The 24,540-nt window shown below is 73.0% G+C and carries 3 protein-coding genes; 1 reads left to right on the top strand and 2 read right to left on the bottom strand.

Features of this window, described 5'->3' with window-relative positions; genetic code table 11:
* Nucleotides 1–37: 37 nt before the first annotated feature.
* Nucleotides 38–1,021, top strand: a complete 984-nt coding sequence (locus tag PS467_RS23885; protein WP_311036958.1) for a phytanoyl-CoA dioxygenase family protein — start codon at nucleotides 38–40, stop codon at nucleotides 1,019–1,021.
* Between the two features lie 98 nt (nucleotides 1,022–1,119).
* On the opposite strand, the gene PS467_RS23880 is transcribed toward PS467_RS23885, so the two are convergent.
* Nucleotides 1,120–11,529 (bottom strand): SDR family NAD(P)-dependent oxidoreductase, encoded by a 10,410-nt coding sequence (locus PS467_RS23880; RefSeq protein ID WP_311036957.1) that lies wholly within the window; start codon nucleotides 11,527–11,529, stop codon nucleotides 1,120–1,122.
* Nucleotides 11,530–11,554: 25 nt separating this feature from the next.
* Complete coding sequence (locus PS467_RS23875) at nucleotides 11,555–24,457, bottom strand: type I polyketide synthase (protein WP_432280756.1); 12,903 nt, start codon at nucleotides 24,455–24,457, stop codon at nucleotides 11,555–11,557.
* Nucleotides 24,458–24,540: the final 83 nt, after the last annotated feature.

Here is a 24,540-nt window from a genome sequence, read left to right as displayed (position 1 = left end):
CACTGCGATCGGCGAATTCCCACGGGACGAGGTGGCCATGACCGTGCAAGCCCCCGAAGCACCGTTGCGCGAACTCACGAATGAGGAGGTGGCCGCCTACCGGGAGGACGGCGCCATACGAGCGTCGGGACTGTTCTCCGAGGAGTGGGTGGCCCGGATAACGGAGGCCGTCGACTACGTCCTGGCCAATCCCTCCGTACTGGCGCAGGCGACCGCCGACTTCTCCGAGGGAAAGGCGAACGGCGACGCTTTCATGTGGAAGACACATGAGGCATTCCGTGATTTCGTCTTCCGCTCACCGGCCTCCCGGGTCGCCCAGCGGCTCTTCGGCTCACAGACCGTCACCGCCTTCTACGACCAGGTGTTCACCAAGCCGCGGGGCACCGCGAAGCCCACTCCGTTCCACGAGGACGCCACGTCCTTCCCCATCGACGGGGACCAGGTCTGCGCGATGTGGATCGCCCTGGACCACTGCGGTCCCGAAACGGCCGCCCTGACCGTCGTCCGTGGCTCGCACCGCTGGGAGCGGGACCGGGCCCCGGTCACCTCCAGCCTGATGCACCGGGCCATGCAGGCGGGGCAGACCACACCGGAGGCGGGGACCACACCGGAGTCGGGGGCCGGAGCGGAGTCGGGGGGCGGAGCGCGGTCCGAAACCCGGCGGGACGTGCTCACCTGGGACGAGGAGGACCTGCTCGCCTGGGATCTGGCCCCCGGCGACGCGGTCATCTTCCACCCCGCCGCGCTGCACGGGTCCACCGGCACCGCGCCGGCCCACGGCCGCCGGGCCTTCGTCTCCCGCTGGCTCGGCGACGGCGTCACCTTCCAGCCCAAGAAGGGCGTCATGCCCATCCTGTGGGACCCGGGTCTGGAGCCCGGCGAGCCGATGGGCGGACCGCTCTTCCCGCGCGTTCTGCCGACCGTCGACTTCGGCACCGGCAAGGGCGCCGACCAGTGGGAGGCCCAGCAGCCCGACCCCGAGCGGCTGGGCCACTTCCTGCGGCGGATCGGCAGGGGCTGACCGTCGGCAGGGACTGACCGTCCGGCCGTTGGAGGCGGGCGGCGGAACGACGGAGAGGGGCCCGTGGACAATGGTGTCCACGGGCCCCTCTCCGTCGTTCACTCCCCGGCGCCCGGTCCGGCGGTGGCGGTCAGCTCCGCGCTCAGATACCCGGCCAGGGCGACCGGGGTCGGGCAGTCGTAGACCACCGTCGCGGGCAGGGTCAGCCCGGTGGCGGCCGTCAGCCGGTCCCGCAGCTCGATCGCCCCGAGCGAGGCGAACCCCATCTCCAGGAACCCCCGCTCGCCGTCCACCTCCTCCGCCGAGGCATGGCCCAGGACGGCGGCCGCGTGTGCGCGCACCACATCGAGCAGCATCCGCTCGCGCTCCGGCCCGGACGCCTCCCGCAGCTCCGGTGCCACCGTCCGCGGACCGGCCGGCGCACCGAGGGCCCCGGGCTCCCGCGCGTCCGCGAACTCCGGCAGCAGGTCGAACAGCCGGCTGGGGCGGGCGGTGGTGAACACCTCGCCGAACCGCTTCCAGTCGATGGCGGCCGCGAGCACGGTCCCTTCCGCACCGCCGCCGATCGTCCGGCGCAGCACCGCGATCCCCTCCGCCGGTTCCAGGGAGCCGAGCCCCAGTTCCCGTAGCCGGTCGGCGAGCGCGTCGGTGCTCCACGGCCCCCAGGCCACCGACGTGACCGGCAGCCCGCGAGCCGCGCGCCGCCCGGCCAGGGCGTCCCCGTACGCGTCCGTCATCGCCCGTACCGCCTGTCCGACACCGCCCACCATGCCGGTGAGGGACGAGAAGACGACGAAGGCGGACAGTTCGAGGGTCTCGGCCAGCTCGTACAGATGGGTCAGACCGGCCAGCGGGCCGGACACCCAGTCGTCGTACCGTCCGCCGGGGAGCCCGGCGACCGGGCGGTCCTCGACCACCCCCTCGGTGTGGACGATGGCGTCCGGCGGGTACTCCGCCAGCAGACGCGCCAGCGCGTCGCGGTCGTCCAGCGGGCAGGAGGCGACGGTGACGCGTACACCGGAGGCGCCGAGCTCCGCGGCGAGACCGTGCGGATCCGAGCCGTCCCCGGTCAGGACGAGATGGCGCGCGCCCTCGGCCGCCAGCCAGCGGGCGATGTGCACGCCCACGCCCTCGGCCCCGCCGGTCACCAGCACGGTCGTCCCGGCCGGATTCCACGGCAGCCGCTCGGCGTTGTTCCCGGCGTTGTTCTCTGTGCTGTTCCCGGTGCTGTTCTCTGTGCTCTCCGTGGGCTCGGCGTCCGCACGTACCAGACGGCGGCCGAGGGCTCCGGCGGAGCGGATGGCCACCTGATCCTCGTCGGTCGAGCCGGTCAGGACGCGGCACAGCCGGGTGAGCGCACGTCCGTCGAGCCGCTCGGGGAGGTCCACGAGACCGCCCCACCGCTCGGGGTGCTCCAGCGCGGCCACCCGGCCGAGCCCCCACAGCAGCGCCGCCGGGGCCGAGGGCGCGGGCTCGGACGGGGCGACCCGGACGGCGCCGCGGGTCAGCCACCACAAGGGGGCTTCCAGTCCCAGCTCGTCCGCCGCCCGGACCAGGTCCACGGCCCAGGCCCCGGTCTCGGTCTTGGTCTCGGGCAGGGCCACCAGCCCCCTGACCGCGTCGGCCGAGGCGGCCTTCAGGGACTCGGTGAGCGAGCCGCCGTCCGCCGTCACCAGCCGCACCTGCGCCCCGTGCCGCTCCAGGCCCCGGACCAGACGCCGGACCATGTCGTCCACGTCCAGGACATCGCCCCCGGCCGGGGCGCCGTTCCTGACCGGAGCACCGTCCCCGGCCGGAGCGGCATCCGCGCCGGGGACAGCGCCCGCACTCGGGGCGGTGCTCTCGGCCGGAGCAGCGCCCGCGCCAGGGGTGGCATCGGTACGCGGCGCGGCACCCGCACCCGGGGCGACGCCCACGCCCGGGACAGCACCTGCTCCGAGGGCGGTGCTCTCGGCCGGAGCAGCGCCCGCGCCAGGGGTGGCATCCGTGCTCAGCGCGGCACCCGCACCCGGGGCGATACCCACGCCCGAGGCGATACCCACGCCCGGAACGGCATCCACGCGCCGGTCTTCAGGCACCACGAGGAGCCAGGTTCCGTCGAGGGCGGGCGGGCCGTAGGTGTCGAGGGCGGGGAGGGGCTGCCAGCCGGTTCGGTACCGCAGGCCGCCGCGGAGGGCCTGGGCACGGTCCCGGGTGCGCCAGGCCGACAGTGCGGGGAGCGCCGTGTCGAGTGCGGCGCGTCCGTCCGGGTCCGTGACGCCCAGCGCCTCGGCCAGCGCCTCGAGGTCGCCGCCCTCCACGGCCGCCCAGAAGCGGTTCTCCCGTTCCGGGGGTGTCGGCCGGGCCGCCCGGCCCTCTCGCATCCAGTAGCGGTCACGGGCGAACGCGTAGGTCGGCAGCTCCACCGTGCGTGCCCCCGGGAACAGCCCGGACCAGTCCACGCCGACGCCGTGCGCGGACGCCTGGGACACCGCGGCGACCAAGGCCTCGGCCTCGGGGCGGCCGCTTCGCAGGACGGGCACCAGCAGGGTGTCGTCCGCCGCGTCGGCGAGGCAGTCCTGGGCCATCGCCGACAGCACGCCGTCCGGGCCCAGTTCGAGACAGGTCCGTACGCCCAGGCCGTCGTACAGCGACCGCACGCCCTCGTGGAACCGTACGGTCTCCCGGACGTGCCGGGTCCAGTAGCCGGCCGAGCACACCTCCTCGGCGGACACCGGCGCCCCGGTGAGGTTGGACACCAGGGGGATGCGCGGCGGCCGGTAGGTCAGCCCGGCGGCGACGGCGCGGAAGTCGTCCAGCATGCCGTCCATGTGCGGCGAGTGGAACGCGTGGCTGACCCTCAGCCGCCGGGTGCGCCGCCCCTCGGCAATCCATTGGTCGGCGATGTCCAGTACGGCGTCGAGGTCGCCGGAGACGACCGTGGCGGCCGGGCCGTTGACGGCCGCGATGCTCACGAAGCTCTCCAGCCCCACCAGCGTCTCCGTCACCTCCTCCTCGCTCGCCCGGATCGCCACCATGGCGCCGCCGTCCGGCGCGGCCTGCATCAGCCGGGCACGGGCGGCCACCAGGGCGCAGGCGTCGTCCAGGTCGAGGACCCCGGCGGCGTGGGCGGCGGTCAGCTCGCCCAGGGAGTGGCCCATGACGCAGTCGGGGTGGACGCCCCAGGACTCCAGCAGCCGGAGCAGGGCGGTCTCGACGGCGAACAGGGCGGGCTGGGCGTACTCCGTGCGGTCCAGCAGCTCCTGGTCGGCTCCGAACACCACGTCCTTGAGGGGAAGCGGAATCCGGTCGCACACGGCGTCGAACGCCTCGGCGAACGCGGGGTACGTCTCGTACAACTCCCGCCCCATGCCGGGGCGTTGTGCGCCCTGGCCGGTGAAGACGAAGGCCGTCCCGCCGCCGGCGCCGGCCGCCGCCGCGGTCGCGTGGAAGGTGTTCGCGGCGGGCAGGTCGTCGTGCAGCGCCAACAGGCCCTGGAGGACTTCGGCGCGCTCGGCGGCCACCACCGCCGCCCGGAAGGGGAAGCGGCTCCGCGTGGACACCAGCGACCACCCGACGTCGACCGGCCGCAGCTCCGGGCGGGCGATGAGGTGGTCGCGCAGCCGGAGCGCCTGTCGGCGGAGGGCTTGGGGGGAGCGTGCGGAGAGCAGAAGGGGGACGACCGGCCGGGTGCCGTTCCGGTCCGGTGGCTCAATGGTTTCGGGTTCGGTTCCGGGTTCGGTTCCGGGTTCAGTTTTGGTTTCGGGCGCGGGTGCGGGTTCCGTTTCGGGGGCTTGTTCGAGGATGACGTGGGCGTTGGTGCCACTGATCCCGAAGGACGAAACACCCGCCCGACGCGGCCGGCCCTCCACCTCCGGCCACTCCCGCGCCTTCGACAGCAACGACACCCCACCCGACGACCAATCCACATGCGGCGACGGCTCCTCCACATGCAACGTCCTCGGCAACACACCGTGCCGCATCGCCATCACCATCTTGATCACACCCGCCACACCCGCAGCCGCCTGCGCATGACCGATGTTCGACTTCACCGACCCCAACCACAACGGCCGATCAACCGACCGCCCCCGCCCATACGTCGCCAACAACGCCTGCGCCTCAATCGGATCACCCAACACCGTCCCCGTCCCATGCCCCTCCACCACATCCACCCCATCCGGACCCACACCCGCCCTCACCAACGCCTGCCCAATCACCCGCTGCTGCGACGGACCATTCGGCGCCGTCAACCCATTACTCGCACCGTCCTGATTCACCGCACTACCCCGCACCACCCCCAACACCCGATGCCCCTTCCGACGCGCATCGGACAACCGCTCCACCACCAACACGCCCACACCTTCCGACCACCCCGTCCCGTCCGCACCCGCCCCAAACGACTTGCACCGCCCATCGGCAGCCAGCCCCCGCTGCCTGCTGAACTCCACAAAGGTCGCAGGCGACGACATCACCGTCACCCCACCCACCACTGCCATCGAGCACTCCCCCGCCCGCAACGCCTGACCGGCCATATGCAGCGCCACCAACGACGACGAGCACGCCGTATCCACCGTCACCGCCGGGCCCTCGAATCCCAGCGCGTAGGCGACCCGCCCCGACAGCACACTGGCCGTATTCCCCGTGCCCACATAGCCCTCGACGCCTTCGGGCAAGGCCCCCAGCCGGGAGGCGTAGTCGTAATACATCACCCCCGCGTACACGCCCACATCACGCCCGCGCAGCTCGCCCGGGACCAACCCACCCGACTCCAACGCCTCCCACACCACCTCCAACAACAACCGCTGCTGCGGATCCATCGCCACCGCCTCACGCGGCGAAATACCGAAGAACTCCGCATCGAACTCCGCGGCACCGTAGAGAAAGCCGCCCTCGCGCACATAGCTCTTGCCCCAGTGCCCCGGGTCCGGGTCGTAGAGAGCCTCGGTGTCCCAGCCCCGGTCCACCGGGAACACGGAGATCCCGTCGCCGCCGGTGGCCACCAGGTCCCACAGACCCTCGGGAGACTCCACCCCGCCCGGGAAACGGCACGCCATCCCCACGATCGCCAACGGCTCATCACTCGCCGCCACCGCACCCGGCGGCAACGCCGCCACGGCATCCACATCCTCACCGAAGAGCTCCGCACCCAGCTGGGCCGCCAGCGCCGCGGGCGTCGGGTAGTCGAACACCAGCGTCGCCGGCAGGAGGAGTCCGGTGGCCTCGTTGAGCCGGTTGCGCAGGTCCACGCCGGTCAGCGAGTCGAAACCCAGCTCGCCGAACGGACGCAGGGGGTCGATGCCGTCGGCGGAGCGGTGTCCCAGCGCCCCGGCGGCCTCTTGGCGGACGACGTCGAGCAGGGCCGGTTCCCGCTGGTCGGCGGGGAGGGCGAGCAGCCGGTCCCGTAGCGCGCTGCCGGAGGCGGCCCGGCCCGCACGCCGCATCGGCGCGGGGGCGAGGTCGGCCAGCAGCGGCGGGACGGCGTCCGCGTGCCGGCGCAGCGCGGCGGTGTCCAGCCGCATCGGCAGCAGTACGGAATCCTGCGCTGATCCCGGTAGGGAGCCCGGTACGGAGTTCTGCGCGGGGAGGGCGGCGTCGAAGAGGGCGAGGCCCTCGTCGGCGGACAGCGCGCCGAGCCCGGCGCGCCGCATCCTCTCGGTGTCCGCCCGCGAGAGCTCCCCGGCCATGCCCCCGCCCTGTTCCCAGGTGCCCCAGGCGAGGGAGAGCGCGGGCAGGCCCCGCGCCCGGCGCCACCCCGCCAAAGCATCCAGAAACGCATTGGCAGCCGCATAGTTCGCCTGCCCAGGACCACCCAACGTGCCGGACGCCGACGAGAACAACACGAACCCCGACAGATCCATCTCCCGCGTCAGCTCATGCAAATGCCACGCCGCATCCACCTTCGGACGCAACACCGCACCCAGCCGCTCCGCCGTCAGCGCACCGACCACACCGTCATCCAGCACACCCGCCGCATGCACCACCCACGCCAAATCCCCCACACCCGCGACGACCTCCGCCAACGCCCCACCATCCGCCACATCACACGCCACCACCGACACCTCAGCACCCAACCCCACCAACTCATCCCGCAACCCCACCGCACCCGGCGCAGCCAACCCCCGCCGACTCACCAACACCAACCGCCGCACCCCACGCCCCACCACCAAATGCCGCGCCACCACCGCACCCAACGCACCCGTACCACCCGTGATCAACGCCGTACCCCGGGGATCGAACGTGTCCTCGCCTTCCGGCGCCGGCACCCGGTGCAGGCGTGGGACCAGGTGCGTGTCGCCGCGTACGGCCATCTGCGGCTCGCCGGAGGCCAGTACGGCCGCCAGGGTGTCCGGAAGTCGCGTGCCGTGCACGTCGCCGCGTCCGGCCAGGTCCACGAGGACGATCCGGCCCGGGTGCTCGGACTGCGCCGACCGCACCAGCCCCCAGACCGCCGCCCCGGCCGGGTCGGCGGTCTCCTCCTCCGACACCGCGACCGCACCGCTGGTCACCACGGCGAGCCGGGTGCCGACGAACCGTTCGTCGGACAGCCAGGACCTGAGCGCCGCCAGCACCTGTCCGGTGACGGTGTGCGCGGCGGTGGCCGGATCGCCGGGGCCGGAGACGAGGCCGGGGACCACCACCACGTCCGGCGGCGGTCCTGCCGAGGCCACCTCGTCGTCCCACATGCGCATGTCCGGAACGGTGGCCACGTCCCCGGTGGCCACGTCCCCGGTGGCCACCTCGACCGGGGACCACACCGTCCGGAAAAGCGAATTCCGGAACAGCGCACCGCGGAGTCCGGCCCGCGCCGCACCGGCCAGCTGCTCCTCGGACACCTCCCGGAACAGCAGTGCCCCCACCGAGAGCAGCGGCGCTCCCGTCTCGTCCGCCACCTCCAGCGACAGAGCGTCCTCGGCCGAGGGGGACAGCCGGACACGGACGGTGTCGGCGCCGGCCGCGTGCAGCCGTACCTTGGTCCACAGGAACGGCAGGCGCGCCGCCCGGCCGGGTTCGGCGAGCAGCGAGACCGGGTGCAGCGCGGCGTCGAGCAGGGCGGGGTGGAGGCCGTACCGCCCGGCCTCGGTCCGGTGCTCCTCCGGAACGGCCACCTCGGCGTAGATGTCGTCACCGGCCGCCCAGGCGGCCCGTACCCCTCGGAACGCGGGGCCGTAGTGGAAGCCCGCCTCGGCGAGCCTCGGGTAGAGGGCGGTCACGTCGAGCGGTTCCGCGTGCGGCGGTGGCCAGGCCGAGGCCCAGGCGTACGTGTCCGGGGTGTCCGTGGCCGCCTCGCGTGTGGCCGCCACGGCTCCGCGCGCGTGCCGCGTCCAGCCGCCCGCGTCCTGGCCGTCCGCCTCGTGGCCGACCGTCGCGGCGCCGGGGCGGGAGTAGACCTCCAGCGGCCGCCGCCCCCGGTCGTCGGGCGCACCGACCGTCAGCTGGAGCTGGACCGATCCCTCGCGGGGCAGGACGAGCGGGGTCTCCAGGGCGAGTTCGTCCAGGCGGTCGCAACCGGTCAGCTGGGCCGCCCGGAGCGCGAGCTCGGCGAAGGCGGTCCCCGGCAACAGGACGGTGTCGCCGACCACATGGCCGCCGAGCCACGGCTGTCCCGCCAAGGACAACCGGCTGGTGAGCACGAGCCCGTCGTGGTCGGCGGGTGTCACGGCCGCGCCCAGCAGCGGATGTCCGGCCGAACTCAGCCCGAGCGCGGTGGCGTCGCCTGCCGGGGCTCCGCCGTCCAGCCAGTAGCGCTGCCGCTGGAAGGGATAGGTCGGCAGGTCCACCCGCCGGGCCGCGGCGGGCAGCAGCGCCGTCCAGTCCACCGCGACACCCCGCACATGGCCGGCGGCGACGGCCGAGCACACGGAGTCGGCCTCCGGCCGGCCCTCGCGCAGCAGCGGAATCAGCGCACAGGACGCGGAGACGGACTCCTGGCCCATGGCGGACAGGACTCCGGCCGGCCCCAGCTCCAGGAAGGTGGCGACGCCCTGGCCGTCCAGTCGGCTCAGACCGTCGTGGAACCGTACGCACTCGCGGACGTGCCGCACCCAGTAGTCGGCCGTGCCGATCTCGGCCGCGCCGACGACGCGGCCGGTCAGGTCGGAGACGATCGCGATCCGCGGGGGCTGGTACGACACGCTTTCGGCGACCCGGCGGAACGGCTCGAGCATCGCGTCCATGAGCGGCGAGTGGAAGGCGTGGCTGACCCGCAGGCGCTTCACCCGGCGGCCGGCCGCCTCCCAGTGCGCGGCGACAGCGGCGACCTCCGCCTCGGCGCCCGATATCACCGTGGCGTGCGGGCCGTTGACGGCCGCGATGGCGACCCGGTCCATGGCGACCCGGTCCATGGCGACCTGGTCAGAGCCGGTCAGCGACGCGCGTACCTCGGCCTCGCCGGCCCGTACCGACACCATCGCCCCGCCCGGCGGCAGCGCCTGCATCAGCCGCCCGCGCGCCGCGACGAGCCGGCAGGCGTCGGGGAGGGAGAGGACGCCGGAGACATGGGCGGCCGCGAGTTCGCCGACCGAATGCCCCAGCAGATAGTCGGGGCGCACCCCCCAGGACTCCAGCAGCCGGAACAGCGCCACCTCGACGGCGAACAGGGCGGGCTGCGCGTACTCGGTACGGTCCAGCAGTTCCTGGTCGGCGCCGAACACCACGTCCTTCAGCGGCCGCTCCAGCTCCAGCCGCTCGCAGACCGCGTCGAACGCCTCGGCGAACACCGGGTACGTCGCGTACAGCTCACGCCCCATGCCGCCGCGTTGGGCCCCCTGACCAGGGAAGAGGAAGGCGCACTCGCCCTCCACGACCGTGCCCGTCACGGTGTCCGGGTCCGGCTCGCCCGCCGCGAAGGTGTCCAGCGCCCGCCGGAACCCCTCCTCGTCCGTCGCGAAGAGCACGGCCCGCCGCTCCAGCCCGGCCCGGAGCGTGGCCAGCGCCACGCCGATGTCGGCCGGGCGGGCCTCGGGGTGGTCGTCGAGTACGGCGCGCAGCCGCTCCGCCTGGGCCCGGAGGGCCTGGTCGCTCCTGGCCGACAGAATCCAGGGCAGCGGCGTCGGCACCGTACCGTCGGCGCGGTCGGCGCCATCAGTGCCCTCGGCGCGGTCGTGGCCGACGGCCGGGCCCGCTTCCTCCCGAGACGGTGCGTCCGGCGCCTGTTCGACGATCACGTGGGCGTTGGTGCCGCTGATGCCGAAGGACGAGACACCGGCCCGCCGGGGGCGTCCCGTGTCCGGCCACGGCAGCGGCTCGGTCAGCAGCGACACCGCGCCGGCCGACCAGTCCACATGCGGGGTCGGCTCCTGGGCGTGCAACGTCCTCGGCAGCGTACGGTGGCGGATGGCCATCACCGCCTTGATGACCCCGGCCACACCGGCGGCGGTCTGCGTGTGGCCGATGTTCGACTTGACCGTGCCGAGCCACAGCGGCTGGTCGGCCGGCCGGTCCTGGCCGTACGTGGCCAGCAGCGCCTGCGCCTCAATGGGATCGCCCAGCGCGGTGCCCGTGCCATGCGCCTCCAGCAGGTCGACGGAGTCGGCGGACACCTGGGCGGCGGCCAGCGCCTGCCGGATCACCCGCTGCTGCGCCAGCCCGTTGGGGGCCGTGAGCCCGTTGCTGGCGCCGTCCTGGTTGACGGCCGTACCCCGCACCACCGCCAGCACCCGGTGGCCGTTCCGGCGCGCGTCGGACAGCCGCTCCAGCAGCAGCACGCCCACTCCCTCGCCCCAGGCCGTACCGTCCGCGGCGGCCGAGAACGCCTTGCACCGCCCGTCGGCGGCCAGCCCCCGCTGCCTGCTGAACTCCACGAACATCGTCGGCACCGACATCACCGACACCCCGGCGACCAGCGCCATCGAGCACTCGTTCTGCCGCAGCGACTGACAGGCCAGATGGAGCGCCACCAAGGAGGACGAGCACGCGGTGTCCACGCTCACCGCGGGGCCCTCCAGCCCCAGGGTGTAGGCCACCCGGCCGGAGACCACGCTGGCCGCTCCCCCGGTCAGCAGATAGCCCTCCACCTCGTCGTCCACCGTGTTTGCCCCGGACCCGTACCCGAGCTGGGCGGCGCCGACGAACACCCCCGTACGGCTGCCGCGCAAGGCGGTGGCGTCGATCCCGGCCCGTTCGAACACCTCCCAGGACGTCTCCAGCAGCAGCCGCTGCTGCGGGTCCATGGCGAGCGCCTCGCGGGGGTTGATCCCGAAGAACGCGGCGTCGAAGTCGCTGACGTCGCGGACGAATCCTCCCTCGCGGGCATAGCTCGTCCCGGGCCGGTCCGGGTCCGGGCTGTAGAGCGCGTCCAGGTCCCAGCCCCGGTCGTCCGGCAGCGGGCCCATCGCGTCACCGCCGGCTTCCACGAGCCGCCACAGGTCCTCCGGGGACCGGACGTCACCGGGGAAACGGCAGCTCATGCCCACGATCGCCAGGGGTTCACGAGCGGTCTCGGTGAGGTGGCGGTTCCGCTGCCGAAGCCGCTCGACTTCCTTGACGGATGCCCGAAGCGCCTCGACGAGTTCGTTGTTCGGTGTGGTCATCACGGTCTCCGCTGGTCGAGCGCGTTCAGGACTCGGACTGTTGCAGGGCGAATGCGATGAGGCTCTGGGTGTCCATGGTGTCGATACGGCCGTCCTGGTCCTCGGCCGCTCCGGCCCCGGTCCCGTTGCCGTTCCCGGCCTCGTCGCCGTTTCCGGCCTCGCTGCCGTTTCCGGCACCGGCACCGGCACCGGTCCCGTTCCCGTTGCCGTTCCCGGACAGTGGGGACTCCCCGTACAGTCCGGCGAGTTCCAGCAGGGTGTCCATCAGCCCGGCGTCCCGGAGGCGGGTCAGCGGAATGGCGGCCAGCGCCTGCCGGACCCGGGCCTCCGTCCCGTCGGGGTCATCCTGCGGCTCGGTGTCCGTCACCAGCTCCGCCAACAGGTGGCGGGCCAGCGCGGCGGGGGTCGGGTGGTCGAAGACGAGGGCGGCGGGCAGCCGCAGCCCGGTGGCGGCGTTCAGCCGGTTACGGAGTTCGACGGCGGTGAGCGAGTCGAACCCGATGTCCTTGAACGCCTTGTTGGCCTGGACGGTGTCCGGTGAGGCATGGCCGAGAACGGCGGCCACCTGGTCCCGCACCAGGTCCATCAGCAGGCTGTGCCGCTCCCCCGCCGACAGCGCGGCCAGCCGGCGGGGCAGGGCGGACCGGTCGGCGGACGCCTCGGCACCCGTGAGCACCTTGCGCGCGGACCCGGGCCCCCGGGTCAGGCCGCGCAGCAACGGGGGCAGCAGTTCGGCCCCCGCACGCAACTCGGAGGTGTTCAGCCGGATCGGGAACAGCTGCGCCCGTTCGGCGGCGAGGGCGGTGTCGAAGAGGGCCAGGCCCTCGTCGTTGGACAGTCCGGTCACACCCGAGCCGCCCATCCGCCGGAGGTCGGTGCGGTCCAGGTGGCCGGTCATGCCGCTGGCCTCCTGCCACAGGCCCCAGGCGAGGGACTGGGCGGGCAGGCCGTGGGCCCTGCGGTGCTGGGCGAGCGCGTCCAGATAGCTGTTCGCCGCCGCGTAATTCGCCTGTCCGGGGCCACCGAGGGTCCCGGCCGCCGAGGAGAAGAGGACGAACGCCGACAGATCCATGTCACGGGTCAGCTCGTGCAGATGCCAGGCCGCGTCCACCTTGGGACGCAGGACTGTGGTCAGCCGCTCGGGCGTCAGTGATTCCACCACCGCGTCGTCCAGGACACCCGCCGCGTGCACGACCCCGGACAAGTCTCCTACGTTCGCGATGGTCTCCGCCAGCGCCGCGCGGTCCGCCGCGTCGCAGGCCACCACGGACACCTCGGCGCCCAGGGCCGACAGCTCGGCACACAGCTCCTCCGCACCCGGCGCCGCCATGCCCCGCCGACTGGTCAGCACCAAGCGGCGCACACCCCGCGCCGCCACCAGGTGTCGGGCCACCAAGGCGCCCAGCACCCCCGTACCGCCCGTGACCAGCACCGTGCCCCGGCCGTCGAGCGGCGCCGGAACCGTCAGCACCACCTTGCCCACATGCCGGGCCTGGCTCATGAAACGGAATGCCTCGCGCGAGCGCCGCACATCCCACGTGGTGATCGGGAGCGGCCGCAGCGCACCCTCCCGGAACAGGGACATCAGCGCGGCCAGCATCTCCCCGATCCGCTCGGGACCGGCCTCGATCAGGTCGTACGCCCGGTAGCCCTCGGCCGCCTCGCGCACATCCGTCTTCCCCAGTTCCAGGAACCGGCCGCCGTCGGCCAGCGTCCGCAGCGAGGCGTCCACGTACTCGCCCGCGAGCGAGTTCAGCACCACATCCACGCCCCGGCCACCCGTGGCCCCGAGGAACCGCTGCTCGAACTCCAGGTCCCGGGAGGACGCGATGTGATCGTCGTCCAGCCCCAGCTCCCGCAGCGCGTCCCACTTGGCCGGACTCGCCGTGGCCCACACCTCCGCGCCCACATGCCGCGCCAGCTGCACCGCCGCCATCCCCACCCCACCAGCGGCCGCATGCACCAGCACCGACTCACCGGACCCCAACCCCGCCAGGTCCACCAGCCCGTAATACGCGGTGAGGAACACCACCGGCACCGACACCGCCTCCGCGAAGGACCAGCCGGCCGGAATCCGCGCCAGCATCCGCTGGTCCGCCACCGCCACCGACCCGATCGACGCCGGGAACAGGCCGAACACCCGGTCGCCGGGGGCGATCCCCACGACCTCGGGGCCCGTTTCGAGGACCACGCCCGCGCCCTCGCTGCCCAGTCCTTCCTGGTCGACCATGCCGAGGGTGAGCAGTACGTCCCGGAAGTTGAGACCGGCGGCACGGATCCCGAGCCGCACCTGACCAGGACCCAGCGGCTCCTCGGCGGCCTCTGGCCGGGGGACCAGCGCCAGACCGTCCAAGGTGCCCTTCTCGGTCACCTCCAGCCGCCAGGACGGCTCCCCCACGGGCGCGGTCAGTGTGCCGTCGCCGCCCCACCGGGCCAGCCGGGGCAGGGACACCTCACCGGCTCGTACGGCCACTTGCGGTTCTTCGGTCCGTACGGCGGTGGCCAGCGCGGCCCATGAGGGGGCACCGCCATCGACGTCGGCCAGGACGAACCGGCCCGGGTTCTCCGACTGTGCCGAACGCACCAGGCCCCACACGGCGGCGGCCGCGGGATCCTCGACGTCCTCGTGTGCTCCGGTGGCGACCGCACGGCGGGTCACGATCAGGAGTCGGGACGAGTCGAAGCGCCGCTCCCCCAGCCACGTCTGCACCATCGACAGCGCCCGGCCGACCGCCTCATGAGTCGCGGCCGGGGCGGCCGGGATGCCCGGGGTGCCCGATGTGCCATCGGAGTCCGTGGGGAAGGGGGCGACGACCACGTCCGGGGCCTCGGCGCCCGAGCCGATGGCCTCGGCGAGGGACGCGAGGTCCGCATGGGTGGGGAGCGCGAGGGCGCCGCCGGTTCGGTCCGCGTCGCCCAGCATCACCCATCCGTCGGTGGAGCCGGCCGATGTCGCGGACGGGGCGGCCACCCAGTCCAGCTGGAACATCGAGTTGCCCGTCGTGGGCCGCGTCATGCGCAGCTGATCGGCGGAGACGGAGCGGAGGACCAGCGAGTCGATCGAGACCACCGGCTGTCCGGTGTCGTCGGTGGCCGTCAGCGTCACGCCGTCGGACGTGGTGCGGGTGACCCGGACGCGCAGGGCGGAAGCGCCGGCGGCGTGGACGGTCACCCCCTCCCACGAGAATGGCAGCAGGACGTGCCCGGGAGTGTGGGGGAGATCGGTCAGACTCATCGCGTGCAACGCGGCGTCGAGCAGCGCGGGGTGCAGCACGAACCCGTCGACGTCCGCGCCGCTCGGGAGCCGCACCTCGGCCAGCACCTCGGCGCCCTGCCGCCAGGCGGCCGACAGCCCTCGGAAGGAGGGCCCGTAGCCGAGCCCGGCTTCGGCGAACCGCTCGTACAGGCCGTCGAGATCCGCCGGGGCCGCCCCGGCGGGGGGCCAGGGGGTGTCCGGGCTCTCGGGCGTGGCCGCGCCGGGGCCGACGAGGCCGGTGGCATGCCGCAGCCACGGCTGATCGTCCGGGGCGTCCTCGGCACGGGAGTACACGGTGAGCGTCCGGACGCCGTTGTCGTCCGGCTCGGCCACGGTGACCTGGAGATGGGTGGCACCGTCCTGGGGGACGAGCAGCGGGGTCTCCAAGGTCAGCTCCTCGAGGCGGCCGCAGCCGACCTCGTCCCCGGCCCGCATCGCCAGCTCCACGAAGGCCGTACCCGGCAACAGCACCCGGCCCATGACCACGTGATCCGCCAACCACGGATGCGACCGCAACGACAACCGCCCGGTCAACACGACACCCCCACCGTCAGGCGACCGCACCACGGCCCCCAGCAACGGATGCTCCACCACACCGAGCCCCACGGCCGACACATCACCCGACACCGCACGCACATCAAGCCAGTACCGCCGCCGCTGGAAGGCATACGTCGGCAGATCGACCCGCCGCGCACCCTCGAACAACGACGACCAGTCCACGTCCACACCGTGGACGTACGCCTCCGCCACCGAGGCCAGGAAGCGGTCCAGGCCGCCGTCATCGCGGCGCAGCGAGCCCAGCGCCACCGCCTCCGCACCCGCCGCGTCAATGCTCTCCTGCACGCCGACCGCGAGCACCGGGTGCGCGCTGGCCTCGATGAACACGTCGAAACCGTCGTCGAGCAGCGCCTGGGTCGCCGTGGCGAACCGCACTGTCTCCCGCAGGTTGCGATACCAGTACGCGGCGTCCAGCTGCTCGGTGTCGAGCCAGTCGCCCGTCACCGTGGAGAAGAACGGCACCCGGGACGGCCGAGGCTCCAGCCCGCGCAGCCGGTCCAGCAATTCCTCGTGAAGCTGGTCCACATGTGCCGAGTGGGAGGCGTAGTCCACCTCGACCCGACGCGCCCGCACACCGTCCGCCTCACAGGCCGCGACAAACTCATCCAGCGCCGCCGCGTCCCCGGACACCACCACCGACGACGGCCCGTTCACCGCCGCCACTCCGACCCGGCCCTCCCACGGCTCCAGCAGCGCGACCGCGTCGTCGGCCGACACCGCCACCGACACCATCCCGCCGCCACCAGCCAGTGCGGTCAACGCCCGGCTGCGCAGCGCCACCACCCGCGCCCCGTCCTCCAACGACAACCCACCCGCCACACACGCCGCCGCGATCTCACCCTGCGAATGCCCCACCACCGCACCCGGCACCACACCCAACGACTCCCACAACGCCGCCAACGACACCATCACCGCCCACAACACCGGCTGCACCACATCCACCCGCCCCAACGCGGACCCATCACCCAACACCCCCGTCAACGACCAATCCACATGAGCCGACAACGCCCGCTCACACTCCGCCATCCGCCCCGCAAACACCGGCGAAGCCCCCAGCAGATCCACCGCCATCCCCACCCACTGCGCCCCCTGCCCCGGAAACACCAACACCGGCTTCCCAGCACCCGCCACACCAGACACCACACCAGCCCCAGCACCGCCGGACGCCAACGCCCGCAGACCGTGCAGCAGTTCATCCCGATCACGGCCCACCACCGCCGCCCGCTCAGCCAGCGCCGCCCGCGAGGAAACCAGCGACCACCCCACATCCCTCGCCCTCAGCCCAGGCCGCTCATCCACCCACGACACCAAACGCTCCGCCTGCCCACGCAACGCCTCAGCGTTCACCGCCGACACCGCCCAGACCACCGGACCACCGCCCTCGGCCGAACCCACCACCACCTGGGAGTCATCGGCCTCGGCAACCTGCTCAAGAATCACATGCGCATTGGTCCCACTGACCCCGAAGGACGAGACCCCGGCCCGGCGCGGCCGGCCATCCTCCACCGCCCACTCCCGCGCCTCCGTCAGCAGCGACACCGCACCCGACGACCAATCCACATGCGGCGTCGGCGCATCCACATGCAACGTCCTCGGCAACACACCGTGCCGCATCGCCATCACCATCTTGATCACACCGGCCACACCGGCTGCCGCCTGCGCATGTCCGATGTTCGACTTCAGCGAGCCCAGCCACAGGGGCCGGTCCGCCGCCCGGTCCCGGCCGTAGGTGGCCAGCAGCGCCTGCGCCTCGATCGGATCGCCCAGCGTCGTCCCGGTGCCATGTGCTTCGACCGCGTCCACCTCGTCCGGCGACAGCCCGGCGCCGGCCAGCGCCTGCCGGATCACCCGCTGCTGCGACGGACCGTTGGGCGCCGTCAGCCCATTGCTCGCACCGTCCTGGTTGACCGCACTGCCCCGCACCACCGCCAGCACCGGAAGCCCACGCCGCCGCGCCTCCGACAGCCGGGTCACCAGCAGGACACCGACGCCCTCGCCCCAGCCGGTGCCGTCCGTGGCGGCCGCGAACGCCTTGCACCGGCCGTCCGCCGCGAGCCCGCGCTGCCTGCTGAACTCCACGAAGGCGCCCGGTGTGGCCATCACCGCGACCCCGCCGGCCAGCGCCATCGAGCACTCGCCCTTCCGGAGCGCCTGGGCGGCCAGATGCAGGGCCACCAGCGACGACGAGCACGCCGTGTCCACCGTCAGCGCCGGACCCTCCAGGCCGAAGGTGTACGCCACCCGCCCGGACACCACACTCGCCGAGGTACCGGTCAGCAGATAGCCCTCGGTGCTCTCCGCCGCCTGCTGGACCAGTGCCGCGTACTCCTGACCGCTGACCCCCACGAACACTCCGGTGTGGCTGCCGCGCAGCGAGGCGGGGTCGATCCCGGCCCGCTCCAGCGCCTCCCACGACGCCTCCAGCAGCAGCCGCTGCTGCGGGTCCATGGCGAGCGCTTCACGCGGGCTGATCCCGAAGAACTCCGCGTCGAAGTCTCCGGCGCCGTTCACGAAGCCGCCCTCGCGGACGTACGAGGTACCGGGGTGGTCGGGGTCCGGGTGGTACAGGGCGTCCATGTCCCAGCCCCGGTCGGTGGGGAACGCGGTCATCCCGTCACGGCCCTCGGCCACCAGCCGCCACAGGTCTTCGGGCGACTCCACATCGCCCGGGAGGCGGCAGGCCATCGCCACGATCGCGATGGGGTCGTCATCGGCGACGGCCACCGCCGTGGCCTCGGTGACGTCCTCCGCACCGAGCAACTCGGCGCGCAGGTGCTGGGCCAGCGCGTTCGGTGAGGGGTGGTCGAAGACGAGGGTGGCGGGCAGCCGCAGCCCGGTGGCGGCGTTCAGCCGGTTGCGGAGTTCCACGGCCGTGAGCGAGTCGAAGCCCAGCTCCTTGAACGCCTTCGTCGCGTCCACGGCTTCCTGCGAGGTGTGCCCGAGCACGGCGGCCACGTCGGCGCGTACCAGGTCCAGCAGGATGCGCCGGCGTTCGGCTTCGGACGCGGCGGCCAGCCGGCGGTGCAGCGCCGAGCCCCCGGCGCCGGTGGCGTCACCGGACGCGGCGACGCGCCGGGACGGTTTGCGTACCAGCCCCTGGAACAGCGCGGGGAGCGCACCCGTCCTGCGGAGCGCGGCCACGTCGAGGTGGAGGGGGAGCAGGACCGCGTGTCCACGGGCCAGCGCGGCCTCGAACAGGTCCAGAGCGTCCTGCGTGGCCAGGGGGGCCATCCCGGCGCGCGTCATCCGGCTGATGTCGGCGTCGTCGAGGTGCGCGGTCATGCCGCTGGCCTCCTGCCACAGGCCCCAGGCGAGGGACTGGGCGGGCAGGCCGTGGGCCCTGCGGTGCTGGGCGAGCGCGTCCAGGTAGCTGTTCGCCGCCGCGTAATTCGCCTGCCCGGGGCCCCCGAGGGTTCCGGCCGCCGAAGAGAAGAGCACGAACGCCGACAGATCCATGTCACGGGTCAGCTCATGCAGATGCCAGGCGGCGTCCACCTTGGGACGCAGGACCGCCTCCAGCCGCTCGGGGGTCAGCGACTCCACCACCGCGTCATCCAGGACACCCGCCGCGTGCACGACTCCGGTCAAGTTGCCTACGGTGGCGATGGCCTCCGCCAGCGCCGCACGGTCCGCCACATCACACGCCACCACGGACACCTCGGCGCCCAGGGCCGACAGCTCGGCGCACAGCTCCTCCGCACCCGGCGCCGCCATACCCCGCCGACTGGTCAGCACCAACCGACGCACACCCCGCACCGCCACCAAATGCCGCGCCACCAAGGCGCCCAGCACACCCGTACCGCCCGTGACCAGCACCGCACCCCGGCCATCAAGCAGCGCCGGAACCGTCAGCACCACCTTGCCCACATGCCGCGCCTGACTCATGAAACGCAGCGCGTCCACGGCCTGGCGTACGTCCCACGTCGTCACCGGAAGCGGCCGCAGCACACCCTCCCGGAACAGGGACATCAACGCGGCCAGCATCTCCCCGATCCGCTCAGGACCGGCTTCCTGGATGTCGTAGACGCGGTAGGTGACGCCTGGATGCCGGTCGGCCACGTCGTCCGGATCCCGCTTGTCGGTCTTGCCCATCTCGAGGAACCGGCCGCCGCGTGGTTGCAGTCGGAGCGAGGCGTCCACGTACTCGCCCGCGAGGGAGTTCAGCACCACATCCATGCCCCGGCCGCCCGTGGCCCCGAGGAACCGCCGCTCGAACTCCAGGCTTCGGGAGGACGCGATGTGATCGTCGTCCAGTCCCAGCTCCCGCAGCGCGTCCCACTTGGCCGGACTCGCCGTGGCCCACACCTCCGCGCCCACGTGCCGTGCCAGCTGCACCGCCGCCATCCCCACCCCACCAGCGGCCGCATGCACCAACACCGACTCACCGGACCCCAACCCCGCCAGATCCACCAGCCCGTAATACGCGGTCAAGAACACCACCGGCACCGACGCCGCCTCCGCGAAGGACCAGCCGGCCGGAATCCGCGCCAGCATCCGCTGGTCCGCCACCGCCACCGACCCGATCGACGCCGGGAACATCCCGAACACCCGGTCGCCGGGGGCAAAACCGGTCACCCCGGGGCCGACCTCCAGGACGTACCCGGCGGCCTCACCGCCCAGGCCGTCCTGGTCGACCATGCCGAGGGTGAGCAGCACATCCCGGAAGTTGAGACCCGCGGCACGGATCTCGAGCCGGACCTGACCAGGCTCCAGCGGCCGCTCGGCGGCGGTGGAGTCGACGAAGGCCACGTTGTCCAAGGTGCCCTTGCTGATGGTGTCCAGCCGCCAGGCGCCCTCGGCCTCCGTACGCACGGGCAGCGTCAGCGTGCCGTCCGAGGACGCCCGGACCAGCCGGGGCGCCCACGCCTTCCCCGCCCGCAGGGCCAGCTGCGGTTCGCCGGTGGCGAGCGCGGCCGGCAGGGCGGGCCAGAAGGCGTCGGGGGCGTCAGCCTCGTCCACGTCCACGTCCACGAGGAGGAAGCGGTCCGGGCTCTCCGACTGGGCGGACCGGACCAGGCCCCAGACGGCGGCCGCGCCCAGGTCGGCCACGGAACGCCGCTCGTCGACGGTCACGCCACCCCGTGTCACCAGGGCCAGCCGGGAGGCGGCGAAGTTCGGATCCGCGAGCCAGGTCTGGAGCAGGGCGAGGGCGCGGGAGGTGGCGTCGTACGGGCTTCCGCCGTCGCACCGGGCCAGCACCACATCGGGGGCGGCGGTCGTTCCGGCGGCGATCGCGTCGGAGAGGGCGCGCAGGGAGGGGAAGTCCTCGTCGGCTCGCTCCGGGAAGCCCACCGTGAGGTAACCGCCGGCCGCGGGTCCGTCGGAAGCCGGTACGTCAGAAGCCGGTACGTCGACGGCCGGTGTGTCCGCAGTGGATGTTGCGGCGGTCGGCAGCGGGGTCCAGTCGACGCGGAAGAGGGAGTCCTCGACGGCCCGGTGGCCGCCGCCGAGGGCGTCCGCTCGGACCGCCCGCAGCGTGAGGGCATCCACCGAGGCCACCGGCCTGCCGGTGCTGTCGGCCGCACGTAGGGACACCGTGTCGGGGCCGGTCGGCGTGAGCCGGACACGAAGTGCGGACGCGCCCACGGCATGCAGTTCGACACCGCTCCAGGAGAACGGAAGGCGCACCTGCGCGGAGCCCGCCATGGTGTCCGCGAGGGCCGCCGTGTGCAGGGCCGCGTCGAGCAGGGCGGGGTGCAGGCCGAACCCGGTCGCGTCGCCGCCGCTGCCGTCACCGCCACTACGGTCACCGCCAGCGCCAGCGTCACCGTCAGCGCCACCGCCGCCAGTCAGCCGGACCTCGGCGAAGACCTCCTCACCGCGCCGCCACGCCGTGTGGAGGCCCTGGAACACAGGTCCGTAGGCCAGGCCGTGCTCGGACAGACCGTCGTAGAGGCCGTCGAGATCCACCGGCGTGGCGCCTTCGGGCGGCCAGGAGGTGAGCTCGAACGCGTCGTCGGCGGTGTCGGGGGTCAGCACTCCGCTCGCGTGACGGGTCCAGGGCTGATCGGTTCCGCTGTGCCCCGCGTCTTCCGCGCGCGAGTAGACGGCCAGGTGACGGCGTCCGTTCTCGTCCGGCTCGGCCACGGTCAGGCTGAGGAGAACGCCGCCGTGGTCCGGGAGGACCAGGGGGGATTCGAGGGTCAGCTCGTCGATGCGGGGGCAGCCCACCTCGTCACCGGCGCGCATGGCCAACTCGACGAAGGCTGTACCCGGCAGCAGCACGCGGCCCATGACCACGTGGTCCGCCAGCCACGGATGCGACCGTGGCGACAGGCGTCCCGTGAACACCACGGAGTCCTCGCCGGGCATGCTCATCACCGCGCCCAGCATCGGATGCCCGGCCCCGCCGAGGCCGAAGCTCCCCGCGTCACCCGACAGCTCGGGTGCGTCGAGCCAGTAGCGCTGCCGCTGGAAGGCATACGTCGGCAGATCGACCCGCCGCGCACCCTCGAACAACGACGACCAGTCGACGGCGACACCGTGGACGTACGCCTCCGCCACCGAGGCCAGGAAACGATCCAGGCCACCCTCGTCCCGGCGCAGCGAGCCCAGCGCCACCGCCTCCGCACCCGCCGCGTCAATGCTCTCCTGCACGCCGACCGCGAGCACCGGATGCGCGCTGGCCTCGATGAACACCCCGAAACCCCGCCCCAGCAACGCCTCGGTCGCCGTGCCGAACCGCACCGTCTCCCGCAGATTCCGATACCAATACCCGGCATCCAACTGCTCGGTGTCGAGCCACTCGCCCGTCACCGTGGAGAAGAACGGCACCCGGGAACGCACCGGAGCGATCCCGCTCAGCTCCTCCAGCAACCGCTCCCGCAACACCTCCACATGCGCCGAATGCGAGGCGTAGTCCACCTCGACCCGACGCGCCCGCACACCCTGCCGGCGGCACTCGGCCACCACCTCATCCAGCGCCGCCGCATCCCCGGACACCACCACCGACGACGGCCCATTAACCGCCGCCACGCCCACCCGGCCACCCCACGGCTCCAACAGCTCAACCGCGTCGTCGGCCGACACCGCCACCGACACCATCCCCCCACCACCAGCCAGTGCCGTCAACGCCCGGCTGCGCAGCGCCACCACCCGCGCCCCGTCCTCCAACGACAACCCACCCGCCACACACGCCGCCGCAATCTCACCCTGCGAATGCCCCACCACCGCACCCGGCACCACACCGAAGGACTCCCACAACGCCGCCAACGACACCATCACCGCCCACAACACCGGCTGCACCACATCCACCCGCCCCAACGCAGACCCATCACCCAACACCCCCGTCAACGACCAATCCACATGAGCCGACAACGCCCGCTCACACTCCGCCATCCGCCCCGCAAACACCGGCGAAGCCCCCAGCAGATCCACCGCCATCCCCACCCACTGCGACCCCTGCCCCGGAAACACCAACACCGGCTTCCCAGCACCCGCCACACCAGACACCACACCAGCCGCACCACCACCGGACGCCAACGCCTCCAGGGCTTCGCGGATGTCGGCCGCCTCACGTCCGAACAGCACGGCGCGGTGGCTGAGGGCGCTGCGGGAGGTGGCGAGCGAATACGCGAGGTCAACGGGGGCAACGGCGGCACCGATACCGATGCCGTCCGTCTCTCCGCACTCCACCTCGTCGAGGAACGACGCCAGCCGGGCGGCCTGTTCGCGCAGGGCGTCGGCACTCCCGCCGGAGATCACCCAGGGCAGCGCGGTGGCTGGGGCCGGGACCCGGCTCACCACCGGCTGTTCCTCGGCCGGAGCCGGCGGCTGTTCGAGGATGACGTGGGCGTTGGTGCCGCTGATACCGAAGGACGACACGGCCGCCCGGCGCGGCCGGCCGTCCGTCTCCGGCCACTCCCGCGCCTCCGTCAGCAGCGAGACCGCACCCGACGACCAGTCCACATGCGGCGTCGGCTCCTCCACATGCAACGTCTTCGGCAGCACACCGTGCCGCATCGCCATCACCATCTTGATGACACCGCCGACACCGGCCGCCGCCTGCGTATGCCCGATGTTCGACTTCAGCGAGCCCAGCCACAGGGGCCGGTCCGCCGCCCGGTCCCGGCCGTAGGTGGCCAGCAGCGCCTGGGCCTCGATGGGGTCACCGAGCGGGGTCCCCGTTCCATGGGCGTCCACGGCGTCGACGTGTTCGGTGGAGAGTCCCGCGTCGGCCAGCGCCCGCAGGATCAGGCGCTGCTGCGAGGGACCGTTGGGGGCGGTGAGGCCGTTGCTGGCGCCGTCCTGGTTCAGTGCCGATCCCCGCACGACGGCCACCACGGGGTGACCGTTGCGCCGGGCGTCGGACAGCCGCTCCACGAGCAGCAGCCCGACCCCTTCCGACCAGCCGGTGCCGTCGGCCGTGGCGGCGAAGGACTTGCAGCGGCCGTCACGTGCCAGCCCGCGCAGCCTGCTGAACTCGACGAACGCCCCGGGCGTGGACATCACCGTGACCCCGCCCGCGAGCGCCAGCTCGCAGTCCCCCCGGCGCAGCGCCTCGCAGGCCAGGTGCAGTGCCACCAGTGAGGACGAGCACGCCGTGTCGAGGGTGACCGCCGGGCCTTCGAGGCCGAAGGTGTAGGCGAGCCGGCCGGAGGCGACGCTGCCGGAGCTGCCGTTGCCGAGGAACCCTTCGAGCCCCTCGGGGATGGCGTGCAGCCGGGCCGCGTAGTCGTGGTACATCACCCCCGCGAACACCCCGGTCGGGCTGCCCTTCAGCGACTCGGCGGCGATGCCCGCCCGTTCGAAGGTCTCCCAGGCGGTCTCCAGCAGCAGGCGCTGTTGCGGATCCATGGCCAGCGCCTCACGCGGACTGATGTTGAACAGGTCCGCGTCGAACAGGTCGGCGTCGTAGAGGAAGCCGCCCTCGCTGATGTACGTCGTCCCGTGCCGCTCCGGGTCGGGGTCGAAGAGCGCGTCGGCGTCCCAGCCACGGCCCTCCGGGAAGGGGCCGATCCCGTCCCGCTCCTCGGCCACCAGCCGCCACAGGTCCTCCGGTGTCCGGACCCCGCCGGGGAACCGACAGGCCATGGCGACGATGGCGATCGGCTCCCGCTCCCTGGACTCCACCTCGTGCAGGCGCTGCCTGGCCTGGTGCAGATCGGTGGTCACCCGCTTCAGATAGTCCCGAAGCTTCTGCTCGTTCGACATCGGCCGTTCAGCTCCTCGCCTGGGAACGGAAACCCGTCGGTTGT

Origin of the sequence: Streptomyces luomodiensis, assembly GCF_031679605.1 — a bacterium.
GTDB lineage: Bacteria > Actinomycetota > Actinomycetes > Streptomycetales > Streptomycetaceae > Streptomyces > Streptomyces luomodiensis.
This window is presented reverse-complemented; position numbering and strand designations above follow the sequence as displayed.

What these genes read in the sequence shown, in the direction of transcription:
- PS467_RS23880 (WP_311036957.1), bottom strand. Translation starts at nt 11,529, where the DNA reads ATGACCACACCGAACAACGAACTCGTCGAGGCGCTTCGGGCATCCGTC.
- PS467_RS23885 (WP_311036958.1), top strand. Translation starts at nt 38, where the DNA reads ATGACCGTGCAAGCCCCCGAAGCACCGTTGCGCGAACTCACGAATGAG.